The organism is Bacillus sp. 01N45 (genome assembly GCF_056399205.1).
The window spans coordinates 1-474 of sequence record NZ_JBFTQW010000052.1 but is presented as its reverse complement, the minus strand read 5'-3'; the positions used below and the strand labels follow the sequence as shown (position 1 = coordinate 474).

Here is a 474-nt window from a genome sequence, read left to right as displayed (position 1 = left end):
AAGCTAGTAAGATCCCTGAAAGATGATCAGGTTGATAGGTTCGAGGTGGAAGCATGGTGACATGTGGAGCTGACGAATACTAATAGATCGAGGACTTAACCATATAATATGTAGCAATGTTATCTAGTTTTGAAAGAATATAAAAAACTTGTTGACTTTAAAAGTTAAATAAGTTACAATAATTCTTGTCTTAAATGAATACAGTCTGGTAATGATGGCAGAGAGGCCACACCCGTTCCCATACCGAACACGGAAGTTAAGCTCTCTAGCGCCGATGGTAGTTGGGACCTTGTCCCTGTGAGAGTAGGACGTTGCCAGGCAATTCGGAGGATTAGCTCAGCTGGGAGAGCACCTGCCTTACAAGCAGGGGGTCGGCGGTTCGATCCCGTCATCCTCCACCATTTAGCCGACTTAGCTCAATTGGTAGAGCAACTGACTTGTAATCAGTAGGTTGGGGGTTCAAGTCCTCTAGTC

At 44.7% G+C, this 474-nt stretch carries 1 tRNA gene and 2 rRNA genes; all 3 read left to right on the top strand.

What is annotated here, in order from left to right:
- Window positions 1–103 (top strand): 23S ribosomal RNA (locus AC1DMU_RS29670); the annotation flags it as partial.
- Window positions 104–204: 101 nt separating this feature from the next.
- Window positions 205–320, top strand: a 5S ribosomal RNA gene (gene rrf, locus AC1DMU_RS29665).
- Window positions 321–325: 5 nt separating this feature from the next.
- A tRNA-Val gene (locus tag AC1DMU_RS29660) sits at window positions 326–401 on the top strand.
- Window positions 402–474: the final 73 nt, after the last annotated feature.